Origin of the sequence: Roseobacter sp. MED193 (assembly GCF_000152965.1) — a bacterium.
Classification (GTDB): Bacteria; Pseudomonadota; Alphaproteobacteria; order Rhodobacterales; family Rhodobacteraceae; genus Pseudophaeobacter.
The window spans coordinates 878,164-896,964 of the sequence record NZ_CH902583.1 but is presented as its reverse complement, the minus strand read 5'-3'; the positions used below and the strand labels follow the sequence as shown (position 1 = coordinate 896,964).

The 18,801-nt window shown below is 59.0% G+C and carries 19 protein-coding genes; 18 read left to right on the top strand and 1 reads right to left on the bottom strand.

Going from position 1 to position 18,801, the window contains the following annotated elements; translation table 11 throughout:
* Nucleotides 1-24: 24 nt before the first annotated feature.
* Complete coding sequence (locus MED193_RS06800; protein WP_009808941.1) at nt 25-627, bottom strand: OmpW family protein; 603 nt, start codon at nt 625-627, stop codon at nt 25-27.
* Nucleotides 628-775: 148 nt separating this feature from the next.
* Between MED193_RS06800 and MED193_RS06795 the strand changes: the two genes are divergently transcribed.
* From MED193_RS06795 to nuoH, 18 genes are all read left to right on the top strand, one after another.
* Nucleotides 776-2,311 carry an AMP-binding protein gene (locus MED193_RS06795; protein ID WP_009808940.1) on the top strand — a complete coding sequence of 512 codons (1,536 nt, stop codon included), beginning with the start codon at nt 776-778 and terminating at the stop codon, nt 2,309-2,311.
* Nucleotides 2,308-3,912, top strand: a complete 1,605-nt coding sequence (locus MED193_RS06790) for a carboxyl transferase domain-containing protein (RefSeq protein WP_009808939.1) — start codon at nt 2,308-2,310, stop codon at nt 3,910-3,912. The genes MED193_RS06795 and MED193_RS06790 overlap by 4 nt, the downstream gene beginning before the upstream one ends.
* Before the next feature lie 9 nt (nt 3,913-3,921).
* A complete protein-coding gene (locus MED193_RS06785; protein ID WP_009808938.1) occupies nt 3,922-5,871 on the top strand; it encodes an acetyl/propionyl/methylcrotonyl-CoA carboxylase subunit alpha in 1,950 nt (649 codons plus the stop codon).
* Between the two features lie 88 nt (nt 5,872-5,959).
* Nucleotides 5,960-6,817 (top strand): hydroxymethylglutaryl-CoA lyase, encoded by an 858-nt coding sequence (locus tag MED193_RS06780; RefSeq protein ID WP_039966731.1) that lies wholly within the window; start codon nt 5,960-5,962, stop codon nt 6,815-6,817.
* Nucleotides 6,818-6,859: 42 nt separating this feature from the next.
* The gene (locus MED193_RS06775; RefSeq protein ID WP_009808935.1) at nt 6,860-7,642 is read left to right on the top strand and encodes a crotonase/enoyl-CoA hydratase family protein; all 783 of its coding nucleotides are present in this window, start codon (nt 6,860-6,862) and stop codon (nt 7,640-7,642) included.
* 293 nt (nt 7,643-7,935) lie between these two features.
* Nucleotides 7,936-8,301, top strand: coding sequence for an NADH-quinone oxidoreductase subunit A (locus MED193_RS06770; RefSeq protein WP_009808934.1), 366 nt, complete (start codon nt 7,936-7,938; stop codon nt 8,299-8,301).
* Complete coding sequence (locus MED193_RS06765) at nt 8,292-8,825, top strand: NADH-quinone oxidoreductase subunit B family protein (RefSeq protein WP_083790459.1); 534 nt, start codon at nt 8,292-8,294, stop codon at nt 8,823-8,825. The genes MED193_RS06770 and MED193_RS06765 overlap by 10 nt, the downstream gene beginning before the upstream one ends.
* 22 nt (nt 8,826-8,847) lie before the next feature.
* Nucleotides 8,848-9,441, top strand: coding sequence for an NADH-quinone oxidoreductase subunit C (locus MED193_RS06760; protein WP_009808932.1), 594 nt, complete (start codon nt 8,848-8,850; stop codon nt 9,439-9,441).
* A 12-nt stretch (nt 9,442-9,453) separates the two neighbouring features.
* Nucleotides 9,454-10,401 (top strand): sulfotransferase, encoded by a 948-nt coding sequence (locus tag MED193_RS06755; RefSeq protein WP_009808931.1) that lies wholly within the window; start codon nt 9,454-9,456, stop codon nt 10,399-10,401.
* A 103-nt stretch (nt 10,402-10,504) separates the two neighbouring features.
* Nucleotides 10,505-11,716 (top strand): NADH-quinone oxidoreductase subunit D, encoded by a 1,212-nt coding sequence (locus MED193_RS06750; RefSeq protein ID WP_039966728.1) that lies wholly within the window; start codon nt 10,505-10,507, stop codon nt 11,714-11,716.
* The gene (locus MED193_RS06745) at nt 11,716-12,867 is read left to right on the top strand and encodes an NADH-quinone oxidoreductase subunit E (RefSeq protein WP_009808929.1); all 1,152 of its coding nucleotides are present in this window, start codon (nt 11,716-11,718) and stop codon (nt 12,865-12,867) included. The genes MED193_RS06750 and MED193_RS06745 overlap by 1 nt, the downstream gene beginning before the upstream one ends.
* Before the next feature lie 53 nt (nt 12,868-12,920).
* On the top strand, nt 12,921-13,160 hold the full coding sequence (locus MED193_RS06740) for a DUF5337 domain-containing protein (RefSeq protein WP_009808928.1): 240 nt from the start codon (nt 12,921-12,923) through the stop codon (nt 13,158-13,160).
* Between the two features lie 6 nt (nt 13,161-13,166).
* Nucleotides 13,167-14,465 (top strand): NADH-quinone oxidoreductase subunit NuoF, encoded by a 1,299-nt coding sequence (gene nuoF, locus MED193_RS06735; RefSeq protein WP_009808927.1) that lies wholly within the window; start codon nt 13,167-13,169, stop codon nt 14,463-14,465.
* 20 nt (nt 14,466-14,485) lie between these two features.
* Entirely contained in the window at nt 14,486-14,830 is a 345-nt protein-coding gene (locus tag MED193_RS06730) for a hypothetical protein (protein WP_050757575.1), read from the top strand.
* Nucleotides 14,831-14,958: 128 nt separating this feature from the next.
* Complete coding sequence (locus tag MED193_RS06725; protein ID WP_039966726.1) at nt 14,959-15,354, top strand: DUF5333 domain-containing protein; 396 nt, start codon at nt 14,959-14,961, stop codon at nt 15,352-15,354.
* A gap of 3 nt (nt 15,355-15,357) precedes the next feature.
* A complete protein-coding gene (gene nuoG, locus MED193_RS06720) occupies nt 15,358-17,373 on the top strand; it encodes an NADH-quinone oxidoreductase subunit NuoG (RefSeq protein ID WP_009808924.1) in 2,016 nt (671 codons plus the stop codon).
* Nucleotides 17,370-17,756: a hypothetical protein gene (locus MED193_RS06715; RefSeq protein WP_009808923.1), complete on the top strand. Its 387-nt coding sequence runs from the start codon at nt 17,370-17,372 to the stop codon at nt 17,754-17,756. Before nuoG ends, MED193_RS06715 begins: the two co-directional genes overlap by 4 nt.
* A gap of 6 nt (nt 17,757-17,762) precedes the next feature.
* Nucleotides 17,763-18,800 carry an NADH-quinone oxidoreductase subunit NuoH gene (gene nuoH / locus MED193_RS06710; protein WP_009808922.1) on the top strand — a complete coding sequence of 346 codons (1,038 nt, stop codon included), beginning with the start codon at nt 17,763-17,765 and terminating at the stop codon, nt 18,798-18,800.
* Nucleotide 18,801 lies beyond the last annotated feature (1 nt).

Here is an 18,801-nt window from a genome sequence, read left to right as displayed (position 1 = left end):
GCCGATAGATGTTAGATCAAAGGATCAGAACCTGTGAACGTAGCTGACACCAATGGTGACCGGATCGATTTCGGCTTTACCGATCGACGCGCCGTTCAGGTAGGCATCGGACTCAATGTCCATGTAGCGTACGTTCAGACGCAGGGCGCCCTTGTCAGAGACCTGCCAGTCGGCACCAGCCTGCAATGCAAAGCCCCAGCTGTCTTCGAGTTTGAGCACCCCAAGACCGGAGGCTTCCTCAAAGAAGGTAGTGTAGTTGATGCCGGCGCCGATGAAAGGCTTGATCTTACCCTTGGTTGGGAAGTGGTAGTTGATCGACAGGGTGGGCGGCAGCTGCTTGGAGGTGCCGGCAAAGGCGCCGCCAATATTGATGTCATGCTCAAACGGGGTCGCGGCCAGCAGCTCGATGCCGAGGTTGTCGCGGATGAAGTACTCAGCAGTCAGAGAGATCTGAGTGTCGTCGGAGAGGGTCGCGGGAGAGCCTGCCAAGGTGCCGTTGTCGGACTTGGGATTGACGTTGATGATACCAACACCAAAGGTCCAGTCACCCTGCGACTGGGCAAGGGCCGGAGCGGCCAGAACAGTGCAGGCGGTTGCCAGGGCCAGGAAGGAAGCGGAGCGTTTCATGGGGATTATCCCTTTTCTTGTATTTGCCCCTCCTACCTGCGCCTAAAATCACCTTCCCTCCCTGATCTGGATCAAAAGAGCGTGAGCCTTCCCTTTATAAATACAAGGAAAAACGGTATACCTGCTATGCAATCTGGGAATAGTTTCAATGCCTGAAGCAATTCGCCCCCCTGGCTTGACCTCGCAGGGGGAATGGATCCTTTCTGCGCAGCTCAACATGGCGCGACAGGCCATGTCACATGCGCCAGACAAACTGGCGCTTGTTGATCTGACGGGGCCACAGCGGCGCGATATTAGCCATGGCGAATTGGCAGAGATGGTCGATGGGCTGGTACGCTATCTACTGACCCGCATCAAAGCGGGGGATCGCGTCGGTGTGCTGCTCAGCCAATCGCCCTGGTGCGCCGCGGCTCACCTGGCGATCTGGAAGGCCGGCGCGATCTCTGTGCCGCTGTTCAAGCTGTTCAAACGCGATGCGCTGGCGTCCCGCGCAGGTGATGCAGGGGTTCGATTTGTGCTGACCGATCCCGAGGGGGCGTTGCTCCTCGGGGATCTGGCCGAGGCGGTTATGGCCAGCGAGGTCGGTATCGACGGCGCCCCGATGCCCTTTGCCGAGACGACGGCCGAAACCCCGGCAGTCCTTATATATACCTCCGGCACCACCGGCAGTCCGAAGGGCGCGCTGCATGCCCACCGGGTGTTGACCGGCCACCTGCCGGGTGTGGCCATCAGCCACGATCACCTCGGCCAGACGGGCGACTGCATCTGGACCCCTGCGGACTGGGCCTGGATCGGCGGGCTGTTCGATGTGCTGATGCCGGGGCTGGCGCTGGGCGTGCCGGTGGTGGCGGCGCGACTGGATAAGTTCACGCCCGAAGCCTGCGCCGATCTTATCGCGCGCGGTGGTGTGCGCAATGTGTTCTTTCCCCCCACAGCGCTGCGCATGTTGAAAGCGGCAGGGCAGGGGCTCGACGGCCTGCGTTCGGTTGCGTCGGGTGGAGAGCCCCTGGGCGCAGAAATGCTCGCTTGGGGTCAGTCGAGCTTTGGCGTAACCATCAATGAGTTTTATGGCCAGACCGAATGCAATATGGTGGCCTCCTCCTGTGGCGGCGACTATGCGCCGCGTCCGGGCTGCATCGGCAAGGCGGTTCCGGGCCACGAGGTCGCCGTGATCGACGCGGAGGGCAATCCCACCGATCAGGAGGGCGATGTAGCGGTACGGCGCGGTTCTGCCTCGATGATGCTGGAATACTGGAACCGGCCCAAGGAGACAGCCGAGAAGTTCCGTGGCGACTGGTTGGTGACCGGCGATCGTGGCATCTGGGAGGGCGACTACCTGCGCTTTGTAGGCCGCGAGGATGATGTCATCACCTCGTCAGGGTATCGCATCGGCCCGGCCGAGATCGAGGATTGCCTGCTCACCCATCCCAGCGTTGCCACCGTCGGCGTTGTCGGCAAGCCCGACCCTATGCGCACCGAGATCGTCAAAGCCTATGTGGTGCTGAAAGAGGGCACTGCTGCCACCGAGAAAGAGCTGCAGGACTACGTCAAGAATCGTCTGGCCCATTATTCCTACCCCCGCGAAATCGCATTTCTGGACGCCCTGCCGATGACCGTCACCGGCAAGGTGATCCGCAAGGAGCTGAAGGCCCGTGCGGCCGCTGAACAGGAGTCTTCCGTATGAAACTACAATCCAAGGCAATGCCTTCCTCCGAAGGCTTCAAACAGAACCGCGCCGCGCATCTTGAAGCGCTGGCACAGATTGATGATGCGGCAGAGGCGGCGCGACTGGGCGGCGGCGAGAAATCCCGCACCCGCCATGAGAGCCGGGGCAAGATGCTGCCGCGCCGCCGGGTGGCTAACCTCTTGGATCCGGGCTCTCCGTTTCTGGAGGTCGGTGCGACGGCGGCCCACAATATGTATGAGGGCGCGGCTCCTGCCGCAGGTGTGATTGCGGGCATTGGCCGGGTGCATGGGCAAGAGGTCATGGTGGTCTGCAACGACGCCACCGTGAAGGGTGGCACCTATTTCCCGATGACGGTGAAAAAACACCTTCGGGCGCAGGAGATCGCCGAGGAAAATCGCCTGCCGTGCATCTATCTGGTGGACTCTGGCGGGGCCAACCTGCCGCAACAGGATGAGGTCTTCCCGGATCGCGACCACTTTGGCCGGATCTTCTACAATCAGGCGCGCATGTCCGCAAAAGGCATCCCGCAGATCGCCGTGGTCATGGGCTCCTGTACCGCAGGCGGCGCCTATGTGCCCGCGATGTCGGATGTGACAATCATCGTCAAGGAACAGGGCACCATCTTCCTGGCCGGCCCGCCGCTGGTGAAGGCCGCAACGGGCGAAGTGGTCAGCGCCGAAGACCTCGGCGGCGGCGATGTGCACACGCGCCTTTCCGGTGTGGCTGACTATCTGGCCGAGGATGACACCCATGCGCTGGCGCTGGCGCGGCGCGCGGTGCAGTCGCTGAACATCACCAAACCGCTGGGCGTCAACTGGGCCAGCCCAGAAGAGCCCGCCTATGACCCTGACGAAATCCTCGGCGTGGTCCCCGGCGATCTGCGTACCCCCTATGACATCCGCGAGGTGATTGCGCGTCTGGTGGATGGCTCGCGCTTTGACGAGTTCAAGCCGCGTTTCGGCGAAACCCTGGTCACCGGCTTTGCCCATGTGAAGGGCTGCCCAGTGGGGATCATCGCCAACAATGGCGTCTTGTTTTCTGAAGCGGCACAGAAGGGCGCGCATTTCGTCGAACTCTGCTCCCAGCGCAAGATCCCGCTGGTCTTCCTGCAGAACATCACCGGCTTCATGGTGGGTCGCAAGTATGAAAACGAAGGCATTGCCCGCCACGGTGCCAAGATGGTGACGGCCGTAGCCTCGACCAATGTGCCAAAGATCACCATGCTGGTGGGCGGCTCCTTTGGGGCTGGTAACTACGGCATGGCAGGGCGGGCGTACCAGCCGCGGTTCCTGTGGACCTGGCCTAATTCCCGGATCTCAGTGATGGGCGGCGAGCAGGCGGCGGGCGTGCTGGCGACCGTGAAACGCGACGCCATTGAGCGCCAAGGCGGCAGCTGGTCAGCGGATGAAGAGGCCGAGTTCAAGCGCCCCACCATCGATATGTTCGAAGAGCAGAGCCACCCGCTCTATGCCTCGGCGCGGCTTTGGGACGATGGCATCATCGATCCGCGCAAATCCCGTGAGGTGCTGGCCCTGTCGCTCAGCGCCGCTTTGAATGCCCCGATTGAAGACACGCGCTTTGGCGTGTTCCGGATGTGAGGACGAGCAATGTTTGACAAGATTCTGATTGCAAACCGGGGCGAAATCGCCTGCCGTGTCATGGAAACCGCCCGCGCCATGGGCGTAAAGACCGTGGCCGTATACTCAGACGCGGATCGCGCGGCGAAACATGTGGCCATGGCGGATGAGGCCTGCCACATTGGATACGGCCCTGCGCCGGCAGATAGCTACCTCTTGGGGGATGAGATCATTGCCATGGCCAAGGCCACGGGCGCGCAGGCGATCCATCCCGGCTATGGCTTCCTGTCGGAAAACCCTGAATTCGTTGATGCAGTTGAGGCCGCTGGCCTTGCCTTTATCGGCCCTTCGGCGGATGCGATCCGCAAGATGGGCCTTAAGGATGCCGCCAAGGCGCTGATGGAGGAGGCCGGGGTGCCGGTTGTGCCGGGGTATCACGGCACCAATCAGGAGGCGGATTTCCTGAAGGCTGAGGCCGACAAGATTGGCTACCCGGTCCTGATCAAGGCGGTTGCAGGGGGCGGCGGCAAGGGCATGCGCCTTGTCGAAGCCGCGTCGGAGTTTGCTGATGCCCTGGCCAGCGCCCAGGGGGAGGCCACCTCGGCCTTTGGCAACCCGGATGTGCTGATCGAGAAATATATCCAGCAACCGCGTCACATCGAAATTCAGGTCTTTGGCGACGGCACCCAGGCGGTGCATTTGTTTGAGCGCGACTGCTCGCTGCAGCGCCGCCACCAAAAGGTCATCGAAGAAGCGCCGGCTCCGGGGATGACCGATGAGATGCGCGCTGCCATGGGTGAGGCAGGCGTGCGCGCCGCCGAGGCCATCGGCTATAAGGGGGCCGGGACGGTGGAATTTATCGTCGATGGCAGCAATGGCCTGCGCGCAGATGGGTTTTGGTTCATGGAAATGAACACCCGCCTGCAGGTGGAACATCCTGTGTCGGAGCTGATCACGGGGGTGGATCTGGTGGAATGGCAACTGCGGGTGGCCGCAGGTGAGGCTCTGCCGAAACAGCAAGGCGAGCTCTCCATCACGGGCCATGCCTTTGAGGCACGGCTCTATGCCGAGGATGTCCCAAAGGGCTTTTTGCCAGCCACCGGCACCCTGACCCATCTGAAATTCCCCGAAAGCTGCCGTGCCGACAGCGGCGTACGGGCAGGCGATACCATTAGCCCATGGTACGATCCGATGATCTCAAAAGTGATCGTCCATGGTCCCACCCGGGCTGTTGCGCTGTCTCGCCTCTCGCAGGCATTGGCGGCAACCGAGGTGGGGGGCACTGTCACCAACCTGGCTTTCCTCGGTGCCCTGGCCGCACATGAAGGTTTTGCGGCGGGAGATGTCGACACGGGCTTAATTGCCCGTGATCTTGACACCCTAGTTCAGCAGCCAGAGGTCAGGTGCGAACACAAGGCCGCCGCCGGGATGCAGGCGCTTGGCCTGATCGACCTTGATTGGGATGCAGGCTTTACCCTTTGGTCCGACCTGCGTCGTTCGGTTCATCTCAGCCATCAGGGCGAGGTCTTTGAGGCCACGGTTGAGGTGGAGGGGCCGGATTACCAAGTCTGGGAATTTCCAGGGCATTCTGAGCGCCAGATCTGCGCCTGCCGGATCGGCGGCTCTTGGGTGCTGAGCAGCGACCGCTTGCCACCCATGGCGCAGGCTGGGAACGTGATCACCGTCTTTGATGGTTACGGGCTTCAGTTCGAGGTGGTTGACCCGCTGGATCGTGCCTCTGCTGCTGGGGGCGACATGAACGTGATCGAGGCGCCAATGCCGGGTCTGGTAAAAGCGGTCTTTGCCGAAGCCGGGCAAGAGGTGAAAGAGGGCGACCGCCTTGCCATTCTCGAAGCCATGAAGATGGAGCATTCTCTGCTGGCAGCACGCGATGGTACTGTGGCCGAAGTTCTGGCCGCTGCAGGTGATCAGGTAGAGGCTGGTGCGGCACTGGTGCGTCTGGAACCAGAGGACGAGTGATCAATGATCGCAAAGAAACTGCGTTGGCGGCAGGGCGCTGCCAACGCGACAAGATCTGGTTGGCATGATTGCCGGGGGAGGGCGCGCCATGGCGCAAAGCGTTGAAATCTTCGAGATGGGCCCGCGTGACGGGCTGCAAAATGAAAAGCGGGCCATACCCGTCGAGGAGAAGATCGCCCTGGTAGACTGCCTGTCGCGTGCGGGATTTCGCCGGATCGAGGTCGCGAGTTTTGTCTCTCCCAAATGGGTGCCGCAGATGGCGGGCAGCTCTGAGGTTCTGGCAGGCATCACCCGCGCACCGGGGGTGTCTTATGCGGCGCTGACTCCCAATATGCGCGGCTATCAGGACGCGGTGGCGGCCAAAGCCGATGAGATTGCGGTCTTTGCTGCGGCCTCCGAAGGGTTTTCCAAGGCCAATATCAACGCGACCATTGCGGAAAGCATCGAACGTTTCGTGCCGATCCTTGAAGCGGCGAAAGAAATCGAGCTGCCAGTGCGCGGCTATGTCTCTTGCGTGACCGATTGTCCTTATGATGGCGCGACCCCGCCTGAAAAGGTCGCCGAGGTGGCCGAGCGTCTGTTTGACCTCGGCTGCTATGAGGTCTCGCTTGGGGATACGATCGGGCAGGGCAGGCCGGAAACGATTGGCAAGATGCTCTCTGCCGTAACGAAACGGGTGCCTGTCTCGCATCTGGCAGGCCATTATCACGATACGGCGGGGCGGGCCTTGGACAACATCGAAGCCTCGCTGGAAATGGGCCTGCGGGTCTTTGATGCGGCTGTGGGCGGTCTGGGCGGTTGCCCCTATGCGCCAGGCGCGGCTGGCAATGTCGCGACCGAGGCGGTGCAGGAGCGCCTGACGGCCTTGGGGTATGAGACCGGCCTGGACCGGGACGTACTGGTTGCAGCGGCCGAGATGGCGCAGGCCATGCGCAGCGACAGATAATGCGGGGCTATGGCCATGGGCCAGAGGGAAGAGGGACTGAGAATGTATAAGACAGTATTGATCGAACGGGATTCGCGCGGCGTGGCGACGCTGACGTTGAACCGTCCTGAAAAGCACAATGCGATGTCTGGCGAGATGCTGCTGGAGCTGAAGGCGGCTGCCGAACAGCTGGCCGCAGATGATGCGGTACGGGTCGTGGTGTTGACGGGGGCGGGCAAGAGCTTTTGTGCTGGTGGGGATCTGGGCTGGATGCAGCAGCAGATGCAGGCAGATGCGGCCACGCGCGGCGCTGAGGCCAGGATCCTGGCAGAAATGTTGCAGCTCCTGAACACGCTGCCAAAGCCTTTGATTGGTGCACTCCAGGGCAATGCCTTTGGCGGTGGCGTTGGCATGGCTTCGGTCTGTGACGTCGCCATTGGCGTGGACCATCTGAAGATGGGCCTCACTGAGACCAAACTGGGTTTGATCCCGGCCACTATTGGCCCCTATGTGGTGGCGCGTATGGGGGAATCGCGCGCGCGCCGGGTGTTTATGTCGGCACGCCTCTTTGGCGCCGCCGAGGCGGTAGAGCTGGGGCTTCTGGCCAAGGCGGTACCTGCTGCAGATCTGGCGGCTGCGGTTGAAGCCGAGGTGGCACCCTATATGGCTTGTGCTCCTGGTGCCGTAGCAGCCGCGAAAAAACTCACCCGTGACCTTGGGCCGCGTCTGGATGACGAGACCATCGATATGACGATCCGTGCATTGGTTAGTCGTTGGGAAGGCGACGAGGCTTCAGAGGGAATTGGTGCCTTCTTTGACAAGCGCAAGCCGCGCTGGCAGGGATGAGGCGGGGCAGCGGACGGGGTCTGACTGGTCGATATTAACCAATATTTTCAATGTTTGTTTTGTGAGGCGTCGTGAATTTCCACGGCGCCTTTCCTTATGGAAATAATAAGAAATTAACTCCTGCTGGCCCAAATAGCGGTAAGTGATGCCGCAGGGTCGCGACTTGTACAGAAAGCCACTTTCTTCACCATAGGTTTGGTTGACGATAGAGGGGGGTGCGAGTAGACACATGCGCAAGTCAACACGCCAATTGACGGCGCGCGAGAATCCGCGCGCTCGGAAAGGAGCCACTCGTGGAAGAGATGTTGCGGGAATACCTCCCGATCTTGGTGTTTCTGGTCGTCGCCGTCGGCCTAGGAATTGTTCTTATTTTGGCAGCAGTTGTGCTGGCAGTTCGCAATCCGGACCCAGAAAAAGTCAGCGCCTATGAATGTGGTTTCAACGCCTTTGATGACGCGCGGATGAAATTCGATGTGCGATTTTACCTGGTGTCGATTCTTTTCATCATTTTTGATTTGGAAATTGCCTTCCTCTTTCCCTGGGCCGTTGGCTTTAAGGATATGAGCGATACCGGTTTCTGGTCGATGATGGTGTTCCTGGGGGTTCTGACCATTGGGTTTGCCTATGAGTGGAAAAAGGGAGCTCTGGAATGGGAGTGATGACCGGAGCCAATACTGCTGGCGTAGACAAGGAAGTTGTCACCCAGGCCCTGAATGCTGAGTTGCAGGATAAGGGTTTCCTGCTGACCTCGACCGAAGACATCATCAACTGGGCCCGCACCGGGTCGCTGCACTGGATGACCTTTGGTCTGGCCTGCTGCGCGGTTGAGATGATGCATACCTCGATGCCACGTTACGATGCCGAGCGTTTTGGCATTGCCCCAAGGGCCTCGCCGCGCCAGTCGGATGTGATGATTGTGGCTGGCACCCTGACCAACAAGATGGCGCCAGCGCTGCGCAAGGTCTACGATCAGATGCCTGAGCCGCGCTATGTGATCTCCATGGGGTCCTGTGCCAATGGCGGCGGTTATTACCACTACAGCTACTCCGTTGTACGCGGCTGTGACCGGATCGTGCCTGTCGATATCTATGTGCCGGGCTGCCCCCCCACGGCTGAGGCCCTGCTGTATGGGCTGATGCAGCTACAGCGCAAAATTCGCCGTACTGGCACCCTGGTGCGCTAAGCGATCTGGCTGGAGAGAAATAATGACTGAAGCACTGCAAGAACTTGGCACTCAGATCGCAGCCAAACGCCCAGACTGTGTCCTATCCTGGGATGTGGCCCATGGTGAACTGAACGTTGATGTGGCTCCAGCCAATATCGCGGGACTGGTTGAGTTTCTCAAATCTGACAGTAGTTGCAAATTTTCGTCGCTGGTGGACATCACCGCAGTGGATTACCCAGAACGTGGTAAACGCTTTGACGTAGTCTACCACTTGCTGTCGATGTACCAGAACCAGCGCATTCGCCTGCGCGTTTCGGTGCGCGAAGACGATATGGTGCCCTCGATCGTCGATGTGCACCCTTCGGCTAACTGGTTTGAGCGCGAAGTCTTCGACATGTTTGGCATCTTGTTTTCTGGCCACCCGGATCTGCGCCGGATCCTCACGGACTATGGCTTCCGGGGCTACCCTCTGCGCAAGGACTTCCCTACCACGGGCTATACCGAAGTGCGCTACGATGAGGCGGAAAAGCGCGTGGTCTATGAACCCGTGAGCCTGGTACAGGAATATCGACAGTTTGATTTCATGTCGCCATGGGAGGGTGCCGAGTACATCCTGCCCGGTGATGAGAAGTAAGAGGTCAATCGGATGGCTGAAATAAAGGTAGATGACCGCTTTGCGAAACCCGCCACCCTGTTCTTCGGTATCGGAGCACAGAAGGCGGGTAGGTCGTGGTTGCATGCCTATCTTGATCAGCACCCGGATGTCAGCGTGCCCCAGGGCAAGGAAATGCACTACTGGAGCTACCTAGAGACAGGCTATTCCTTTCATCACAATCGGCAGAAAGATCGTCTCGAAAAGTTTAGCAACGCCAAAGGCGTGTTAGGGAAGCTTGGCAAAGCAAATGCAAAGCTTCCGCCATTCTTCGCCGACTACGTCGAGATGCGGGAGACAAAAGACCCGTCTCATTCGCTCTATGCGAACAATCTGTTTGACGGTTACACGGACCAGAAAGTGGTTGGTGAGATCACCCCGGACTATTCAAAGTTGAGTTCAGGAACCTTTGCTCAAATGGCGGCATTGAACTCCGATACAAAGTTCATTTTTGTCATGCGTGATCCGATTGAGAGGCTGCATTCCGCGATGCGCATGCGGCTGCGGGGGCAGGGGAATCCGTCGCGTAAGTTAGGACAGGGCGAAATTCTGGATGCGCTGAAAGAGGTGGTTTCAACCCCGAATGCCGCGCCGCTGCGTCGCTCACGCTATGACCAGACACTTGCAAACCTCGAAGCCGCCGTCGCGGCCGAGAATATCGGCTATTTCTTCTACGAGGACATCTTTGAAAAGCGCAACGTGGATGATGTTTGTGATTTCTTGGGGATCGACCGTCGGCCCGGCGATTTTGATGCCCAGGTCAATGCCGGCGCGCCAAAGGAAAAAGAATTTGATCCCGCCTTCCGGGCCCTGGCTTTGGCCCATGTGGGGGAGGTCTACGACCTGATGCAGGCACGGTTTGGTGATCGCTTGCCCGCGGCCTGGAAAATGCACTTTGAGGGCGAGAGTGGCCCGGCAAAGGTTGCGGAGAATGTGGAATGAGAGTGACCTGTAAAACGAAACCCAGGGCGGATGCTGCGGTTATGGCCTATGGCCTGGCTTCGGATGCCCCCTTGATCACGCATACAAAGGGACAATCGCTATGATGGACGGCTCCAAATTCGATGACGCCCAGACCGGCGAGCAGAAGATCCGTAACTTTAACATCAACTTTGGGCCCCAGCACCCGGCGGCCCATGGTGTGTTGCGGCTGGTGTTAGAGCTGGATGGCGAAATCGTGGAACGCTGCGATCCACATATCGGCTTGCTGCACCGTGGCACCGAAAAGCTGATGGAAAGCCGCACCTATCTGCAGAACCTTCCCTATTTTGACCGGCTGGACTATGTGGCGCCGATGAATCAGGAACACGCCTGGTGTCTTGCCATTGAAAAACTCACCGGTGTTGAGGTCCCCCGCCGGGGCTCTTTGATCCGGGTTTTGTATTCTGAAATCGGCCGTATCCTGAACCACTTGCTGAACGTCACGACGCAGGCCATGGATGTAGGCGCGCTGACGCCGCCGCTCTGGGGCTTTGAAGAACGCGAAAAGCTGATGGTGTTCTACGAGCGCGCCTGTGGCGCCCGTTTGCACGCGGCCTATTTCCGTCCAGGTGGTGTGCACCAGGATATTCCCGATGATCTGCTGGATGATATCGACCTTTGGGCGCTGGAATTCCCCAAGGTGCTGGCGGACATCGACGGGCTCTTGACCGAAAACCGTATTTTTAAACAGCGCAACTGCGACATTGGCGTGGTGACTGAGCAAGAGATCCTCGACTGGGGGTTCTCGGGCGTCATGGTGCGTGGGTCTGGCATGGCTTGGGATTTGCGCCGCGCGCAGCCCTATGAATGTTATGATGAGTTCGACTTCCAGATCCCTGTTGGCAAAAACGGCGATTGCTATGATCGCTATCTGGTCCGCATGGAAGAAATGCGCCAGTCGCTGTCGATCATCCGTCAGGCTATCGCAAAACTGCGCGAAGCCACCGGCGACGTTCTGGCCCGTGGCAAGCTGACCCCGCCCAAACGCGGTGACATGAAGACCTCGATGGAGAGCCTCATTCACCACTTCAAACTCTATACCGAGGGTTTCCACGTGCCCGCCGGTGAGGTCTATGCCGCCGTTGAAGCCCCTAAGGGCGAATTCGGCGTCTATCTGGTGGCAGATGGGTCCAACAAACCCTACCGCAGCAAAATCCGCGCGCCGGGTTTCCTGCATCTGCAAGCCATGGACCACGTTGCAAAAGGCCACCAGCTGGCCGACGTCGCTGCCATCATCGGCACCATGGACGTCGTATTTGGAGAGATTGACCGCTAATGCTTCGTCGCCTTCATTCCGAACAGCCCGAAAGCTTTGCTTTCACAGCCGAAAACCAGAAATGGGCTGAGGCACAACTGACCAAATTCCCCGAAGGCCGTCAGGCCTCGGCGGTGATCCCGCTTTTGTGGCGGGCGCAAGAACAGGAAGGCTGGGTCTCCAAGCCTGCGATTGAATATATCGCCGATATGCTGGGCATGGCCTATATCCGTGTGCTGGAAGTCTGTTCGTTCTATTTCATGTTCCAGATGCAGCCGACTGGCTCCGTGGCACATGTGCAGATCTGCGGCACCACCTCTTGCATGATTTGCGGCGCAGAGGATCTGATCGCTGTCTGTCAGGACAAGATCGCGCCCAAGCCATTCACCCTGTCGGCGGATGGAAAATTCACCTGGGAAGAGGTCGAATGTCTGGGTGCCTGCACCAATGCGCCCATGGCGCAGATCGGCAAGGATTACTACGAGGATCTCACTGCCGAAGGCTTTGGCCAGATGCTCGACGATCTGGCGGCTGGCAAAAAGGTTGTGCCGGGTCCCCAGAATGGTCGCTATGCGGCTGAGCCGAAATCGGGCCTGACCTCGCTCACCGAATATGACAGCGGCAAGACGCAGTATAATGCGAGCGTCCAATTGGCTGTGGATCTCGGCGATGGTGTCAAACGCATTCAGGGTGATGAAGTGCCGCTGCTGACCCCTTGGATTGGCAAGGATGGTGTGGTTGCCGGTCGCGCTGCTGCGGCGCAGCCACCCAAGGCGCCCGAGGCGCCTAAACCGGTGGCCAAACAGGTCGAAGAGACGAAAAAGCCTGCGCCCAAGGCCAAACCAGCGGCAAAGCCAGCTGCTGCGGAAGAGGTTGCTGAGGTTGCGCCCGAAACGCTGAAAGAAGCCCGTGGCGGTCTGCCCGATGATCTGAAACTGCTGAAAGGTGTCGGCCCCAAGCTGGAGCAGACCCTGAACGAGCTGGGTTTCTTCCACTTTGATCAGATTGCCGCCTGGGGCGAGGCGGAGGTTGCCTGGGTTGATAGCCGCCTGAAGTTCAAAGGCCGTATTGAACGTGACGGCTGGATCGCACAGGCCGCCAAACTGGCAGTCGGGGATGAGACCGATTTTGCCAAAAAGGCCAAAAAAGACGGCCGTTACGAAGACGAATAACTAACTGTCCGTCTCCGTTCAGGGGCGGGCAGGGACCACAGATGAGGACCTAAATGAGCGTTGATCTGGATAGGGCTATCGCAGCAAAGGGGCGGCACATCTCATTGGTGATTGCCGGTACCATGTTGGCCTGGTTGGCCCTGACGCTGATCATTGGTCCGGCGATTGGAATGCCGGGCCGCTATGCGCTTTTGTTCGATTTCGCCGCGCTTGCGGGGATGATCTATGCATTGGTCAACATATTGCAACTCTGGCGCCTGCGTCAGACCAGTAAAAACAAAAACCAAGGGTAGGCAGACATGCTGAAGGACCAGGACCGGATCTTTACCAACCTCTACGGTATGCATGAGCGCACCCTCAAAGGTGCCCAGGCGCGCGGCCATTGGGATGGCACTTCGGGGCTCATCGAGAAGGGCCGTGATTGGATCATTCAAACCATGAAGGACTCCGGACTGCGGGGACGTGGCGGTGCGGGCTTCCCCACTGGCCTGAAGTGGTCCTTTATGCCGAAAGAGAGCGATGGTCGGCCGTCTTACTTGGTGATCAACGCCGATGAATCCGAGCCCGGCACCTGCAAAGACCGCGAAATCATGCGCCATGATCCGCACACGCTGATCGAAGGCGCGCTGATTGCCTCTTTCGCGATGAATGCCCATACCTGCTACATCTACCTGCGCGGCGAATATATCCGCGAACGCGAAGCGCTGCAGGCGGCCATTGACGAATGCTACGATAAGGGCCTTTTGGGGCGCAACGCAGCGGGCTCCGGCTGGGATTTTGATGTTTTCCTGCACCACGGTGCTGGCGCTTATATCTGCGGTGAAGAAACCGCTCTGATCGAAAGCCTCGAAGGCAAGAAGGGCATGCCCCGGATGAAGCCGCCCTTCCCGGCGGGCGCCGGTCTTTATGGCTGCCCCACCACGGTGAACAATGTCGAAAGCATCGCCGTTGTGCCCACCATCCTGCGCCGTGGTGCGGATTGGTTTGCCGGTTTTGGTCGTCCCAACAATGCGGGCACCAAGCTGTTTGCGATCTCCGGCCACGTCAACAACCCCTGTGTGGTCGAAGAGGCAATGTCGATTTCCTTTGAGGAATTGATTGAGAAACATTGCGGCGGCATCCGTGGTGGTTGGGACAATCTCCTGGCCGTGATCCCCGGTGGCTCCTCTGTGCCCTGCGTGCGCGGTGAAAACATGCGCGATGCGATCATGGATTTCGACTATCTGCGCGGTGAGCTGGGCTCGGGCCTGGGCACCGCTGCGGTTATCGTGATGGATAAGCAGACCGATATCATCAAGGCGATCTGGCGCCTGGCCAAGTTTTACAAGCACGAAAGCTGCGGTCAGTGTACGCCCTGCCGTGAAGGCACTGGCTGGATGATGCGCGTCATGGATCGTCTGGTCAAAGGCGAGGCCGATCTGGAAGAGATTGATATGCTGTGGGATGTGACCAAACAAGTTGAGGGTCACACCATTTGCGCCCTTGGCGATGCGGCGGCCTGGCCGATCCAGGGGTTGATCCGAAACTTCCGAGATGAGATCGAGGATCGCATCAAGGCACAGAAAACAGGCCGTAAAAGCGCGATCGCTGCTGAATAAAAAGACGTAAGGAACGGATGATGATTGGACATGTCAAATTGCTAACGGTGTCGCTGGTGACAGTCGCAGTGCTGGCTGGCTGTAGCGACAAGGATTCTCGTCCTGTATTTGATGGTGTTGCCTTCCGGACCAAGGCCTCGGTCGTTGACAAAAAGGCGACGCGCGCCTTTTTTGAGGCTGAAGTCTTTGATGTCGCTGCCTCACCGCAGGGGGCGCGCGAGGCAATGCGCTACGCGGGCACGACCTATTGCATCAAGAACTATGGCACGTCCAAGATCGACTGGGAGGTTGATCTGGATGATCCCGAGGCTCCGCTGCCGCGCAGCGGTGACAATGCTGTGCTGCGGGGGACATGCGACTCGTGAGCGAATTTAGGGCATATCACGACCAATCAATGGGGGCGTTATTGAATAACGCCGCCAGTATTGGTCCTGGTGAACTCTCCCTTACACAGGAGAGAACGATGTTGCCTGCCCAAATGTTTAATGCACTCATGGGAACGCTGGTTGCCTTTGCAACCGCGGTTTTCCCGCTGGTTTTGGCTGCAAAGCCGTCGCTGAGGGATGTTCCTGAAATCGAAGAGCCGCTTTTTGCGGTTGCCGTGGCCAAAGAGGTTGCGGATCACTGCGACAGCCTGGGGGCGAGACTTTTTAAGGGGATCGGAGAGCTTCGACGGCTGCGCTCCCATGCCAATTCGCTGGGCTACGCCGATAGCGAAATCCGGGCCTATATCGAATCTGACGTAGAAAAGGCCCGGATGCGTGCAAAGGGCGAAAAACTACTTAGCAAGAGCGGCGTTTCCTACGACGATCCAGAAACATTCTGCGCGTTTGGTCGCGCGGAAATACAGAAAAACAGCGCGATCGGCGCGTTACTGAGGGCGAAATAGACCATGTCTGACCTCCGCAAGATCAATATCGACGGAACCGAGGTAGAGGTGGATGGGGCAATGACCCTGATCCAGGCCTGCGAAGAGGCCGGGGTGGAAATCCCGCGTTTTTGCTACCACGAGCGTCTCTCGATTGCAGGCAATTGCCGTATGTGCCTGGTTGAGGTCGTTGGTGGCCCGCCCAAGCCCGCAGCCTCCTGTGCGATGCAGGTGCGCGATCTGCGCCCTGGCCCAGAAGGTCAGGCGCCTGTGGTAAAAACCAACTCGCCCATGGTGAAAAAGGCCCGTGAAGGCGTGATGGAATTCATGCTGATCAACCACCCGCTGGATTGCCCGATCTGCGATCAGGGCGGCGAGTGCGATCTGCAGGATCAGGCCATGGCCTATGGCGTTGATTTCTCCCGTTTCCGCGAGCCCAAGCGGGCGGTGGACGATCTGAATCTCGGCCCGCTTGTCTCAACTGCGATGACCCGTTGCATTAGTTGCACGCGCTGTGTGCGCTTCACCTCCGAGGTGGCCGGTATTACTCAGATGGGCCAGACGGGCCGCGGCGAAGATGCTGAAATCACCAGCTACCTGAACGAGACTTTGGACAGCAACTTGCAGGGCAATATCATTGATCTCTGCCCCGTTGGTGCCCTGACCTCAAAGCCCTATGCTTTCAGCGCTCGCCCCTGGGAGCTGACCAAGACGGAAACCATCGATGTCATGGATGCGCTTGGCTCGAATATCCGGGTAGATACCAAAGGGCGCGAAGTCATGCGCATCCTGCCGCGCAACAATGACGGCGTGAACGAAGAGTGGATCTCTGACAAGACCCGCTTTGTCTGGGATGGCCTGCGCCGCCAGCGTCTGGATCGTCCCTACGTACGTGTTGATGGCAAACTGAAACCCGCCAGCTGGCCCGAAGCGCTGAATGCCGCGGCGACTGCCGTAAAAGGCGCCAAAAAGTTTGGTGCTTTGGTCGGGGACCTGGCTTCGGCCGAAGCCGTTTTCGCGCTCAAGCAACTGGTTGAAGGCCAGGACGGCATTGTTGAATGCCGGACCGATGGTGCGCGTCTGCCCGCCAGCAACCGGTCTGCCTATGTCGGGACTGCGGCGATTGAAGACATCGATACGGCGGGTTCGATCCTGCTGATCGGCACCAACCCGCGCACCGAAGCGCCGGTTCTGAATGCGCGTATCCGCCAGGCCTGGATCAATGGCGCGCAGGTGTCCTTGATTGGTGAAAACGTAGACCTGACCTATGATGTGAACCATATCGGCACAGATCGTGCAGCTTTGGAGCAGGCGCTTTCAACCTCTGAGCATGTCAAAGACAAGAACCCGATTGTCATCCTGGGGCAGGGCGCCCTGCAGGAAGCAGATGGCGCGGCGGTTCTGGCAATGGTTCAAAAGATCTGTGAGGCTGGCGATGCCAAGCTCTTGGTGCTGCACACAGCTGCCGCCCGCGTTGGTGCGCTGGATCTGGGCGCCGTGACCGAAGGCGGCCGTAGTGCAGTGTCTGAATGTGACGTGATTTACAGCCTTGGCGCGGACGAAGTTGAAATCGGTGAAGGGGCCTTTGTGATCTATCAGGGCAGCCATGGTGATCGCGGCGCGCATCGCGCCGATGTCATCCTGCCAGGGGCTGCCTATACCGAAGAAAACGGTCTGTTTGTGAATACCGAAGGCCGTCCACAATTGGCCATGCGCGCAGGCTTTGCGCCGGGTGAGGCCAAGGAGAACTGGGCGATCTTGCGGGCGTTGAGCGCCGAAGTCGGTGCGCAACTGCCCTATGACTCACTGGCGCAGCTGCGTCAGGCGCTGGTCAAAGAGGTGCCGCATCTTGCGCAGGTTGACCAGGTTCCAGAAAACACTTGGCAACTGGAAGAGGAAGCCCCGCTTGGCAAGGCCGACTTCCGCAATGCTCTGGGAGATTTCTATCTGACCAACCCGATTGCCCGCGCCTCGCAAGTGATGGCCGAGCTTTCGGCAAATGCCAAGGCCCGTCGGGCCGAGAAGATTGCGGCCGAGTGATCCGCGCTGCACTCATATCGTCTTTGACGCTGGCGGGCTGTGCCCCGATCCCCGGCGGGTCAGCTGACGCGTTTAACCCCGATTACCATGGGGTTCGTACCAGTCTGCTGGAAGGGGATCTGGTGCAATTTCATGTGACCATGTCAGGGGCCCGCGGGGCGTCGGATGTGGATGACTATGCCGAATGTGCGGCAGCACAATATGCGTTGATCCGCGGTTACGGGTTTGCGCGCCACGTGCGCACAGAAATGAAACATGAGGGTGGCAATCAGGTTGCCGATGCGGTCTATACGATTTCGCCCTCCCTACCGCGCGGATTGCGCACCATCGACGCAGAAGTCGTGGTGGAAAATTGCGCGGCAAACGGAATACCTACGGTGTGAGGACCTATGGCTGAATTCTTTAACACCCCAGGCGGCATTGCTGTACTGATATTGGCGCAAGTGCTCGCGGTTGTTGCCTTTGTGATGATCTCCCTTCTGTTCCTCGTCTATGGGGACCGGAAGATCTGGGCGGCTGTGCAGATGCGCCGTGGCCCCAATGTTGTGGGTGTCTTTGGCATTCTGCAATCGGTGGCCGACGCGCTGAAATATGTGGTCAAGGAGGTGGTGATCCCGGCGGGTGCCGATCGCACCGTCTTTATCATGGCGCCGCTGACCTCCTTTGTGCTGGCCATGGTGGCCTGGGCGGTGATCCCCTTCAATGATGGCTGGGTTCTGTCCAACATCAACGTGGCGATCCTTTATGTCTTTGCGGTGTCCAGCCTCGAGGTTTACGGCGTCATTATGGGCGGTTGGGCTTCGAACTCGAAGTACCCCTTTCTGGGCGCGCTGCGCTCAGCGGCGCAGATGATCTCTTATGAAGTTTCCATTGGCCTGATCATCGTTGGGGTAATTATCTCCACCGGCAGCATGAACTTTGGCGATATCGTCCGCGCCCAGGATGGCAATGCAGGCCTGTTCAACTGGTACTGGTTGCCGCATTTCCCCATGGTATTCTTGTTCTTCATCTCCTGCTTGGCGGAAACCAACCGCCCACCGTTTGATCTGCCCGAAGCGGAATCCGAACTGGTGGCCGGCTATCAGGTCGAATATTCGGCCACGCCCTTCCTGCTGTTCATGGCGGGTGAGTATATCTCGATCTTCCTGATGTGTGCGCTGACTTCGCTGCTGTTCTTTGGTGGCTGGCTGTCGCCAATCCCCGGCCTGCCGGATGGCGTGCTGTGGATGGTCGGCAAGATGGCCTTCTTCTTCTTCCTCTTTGCAATGGTGAAAGCCATCACCCCGCGCTACCGCTATGACCAGCTGATGCGCCTTGGCTGGAAGGTCTTTCTGCCCTTCTCGCTGTTCTGGGTGGTCTTTGTGGCCTTTGCTGCCAAATTTGACTGGTTCTGGGGCATCTTCGCCCGCTGGACCGTGGGAGCCTAAT

What these genes read in the sequence shown, in the direction of transcription:
- nuoG (WP_009808924.1), top strand. Translation starts at nt 15,358, where the DNA reads ATGTCTGACCTCCGCAAGATCAATATCGACGGAACCGAGGTAGAGGTG.
- MED193_RS06760 (WP_009808932.1), top strand. Translation starts at nt 8,848, where the DNA reads ATGACTGAAGCACTGCAAGAACTTGGCACTCAGATCGCAGCCAAACGC.
- nuoF (WP_009808927.1), top strand. Translation starts at nt 13,167, where the DNA reads ATGCTGAAGGACCAGGACCGGATCTTTACCAACCTCTACGGTATGCAT.
- MED193_RS06725 (WP_039966726.1), top strand. Translation starts at nt 14,959, where the DNA reads ATGGGAACGCTGGTTGCCTTTGCAACCGCGGTTTTCCCGCTGGTTTTG.
- MED193_RS06765 (WP_083790459.1), top strand. Translation starts at nt 8,292, where the DNA reads ATGGGAGTGATGACCGGAGCCAATACTGCTGGCGTAGACAAGGAAGTT.
- MED193_RS06790 (WP_009808939.1), top strand. Translation starts at nt 2,308, where the DNA reads ATGAAACTACAATCCAAGGCAATGCCTTCCTCCGAAGGCTTCAAACAG.
- nuoH (WP_009808922.1), top strand. Translation starts at nt 17,763, where the DNA reads ATGGCTGAATTCTTTAACACCCCAGGCGGCATTGCTGTACTGATATTG.
- MED193_RS06750 (WP_039966728.1), top strand. Translation starts at nt 10,505, where the DNA reads ATGGACGGCTCCAAATTCGATGACGCCCAGACCGGCGAGCAGAAGATC.
- MED193_RS06740 (WP_009808928.1), top strand. Translation starts at nt 12,921, where the DNA reads ATGAGCGTTGATCTGGATAGGGCTATCGCAGCAAAGGGGCGGCACATC.
- MED193_RS06800 (WP_009808941.1), bottom strand. Translation starts at nt 627, where the DNA reads ATGAAACGCTCCGCTTCCTTCCTGGCCCTGGCAACCGCCTGCACTGTT.
- MED193_RS06755 (WP_009808931.1), top strand. Translation starts at nt 9,454, where the DNA reads ATGGCTGAAATAAAGGTAGATGACCGCTTTGCGAAACCCGCCACCCTG.
- MED193_RS06780 (WP_039966731.1), top strand. Translation starts at nt 5,960, where the DNA reads ATGGCGCAAAGCGTTGAAATCTTCGAGATGGGCCCGCGTGACGGGCTG.
- MED193_RS06795 (WP_009808940.1), top strand. Translation starts at nt 776, where the DNA reads ATGCCTGAAGCAATTCGCCCCCCTGGCTTGACCTCGCAGGGGGAATGG.
- MED193_RS06745 (WP_009808929.1), top strand. Translation starts at nt 11,716, where the DNA reads ATGCTTCGTCGCCTTCATTCCGAACAGCCCGAAAGCTTTGCTTTCACA.
- MED193_RS06730 (WP_050757575.1), top strand. Translation starts at nt 14,486, where the DNA reads ATGATTGGACATGTCAAATTGCTAACGGTGTCGCTGGTGACAGTCGCA.
- MED193_RS06775 (WP_009808935.1), top strand. Translation starts at nt 6,860, where the DNA reads ATGTATAAGACAGTATTGATCGAACGGGATTCGCGCGGCGTGGCGACG.
- MED193_RS06785 (WP_009808938.1), top strand. Translation starts at nt 3,922, where the DNA reads ATGTTTGACAAGATTCTGATTGCAAACCGGGGCGAAATCGCCTGCCGT.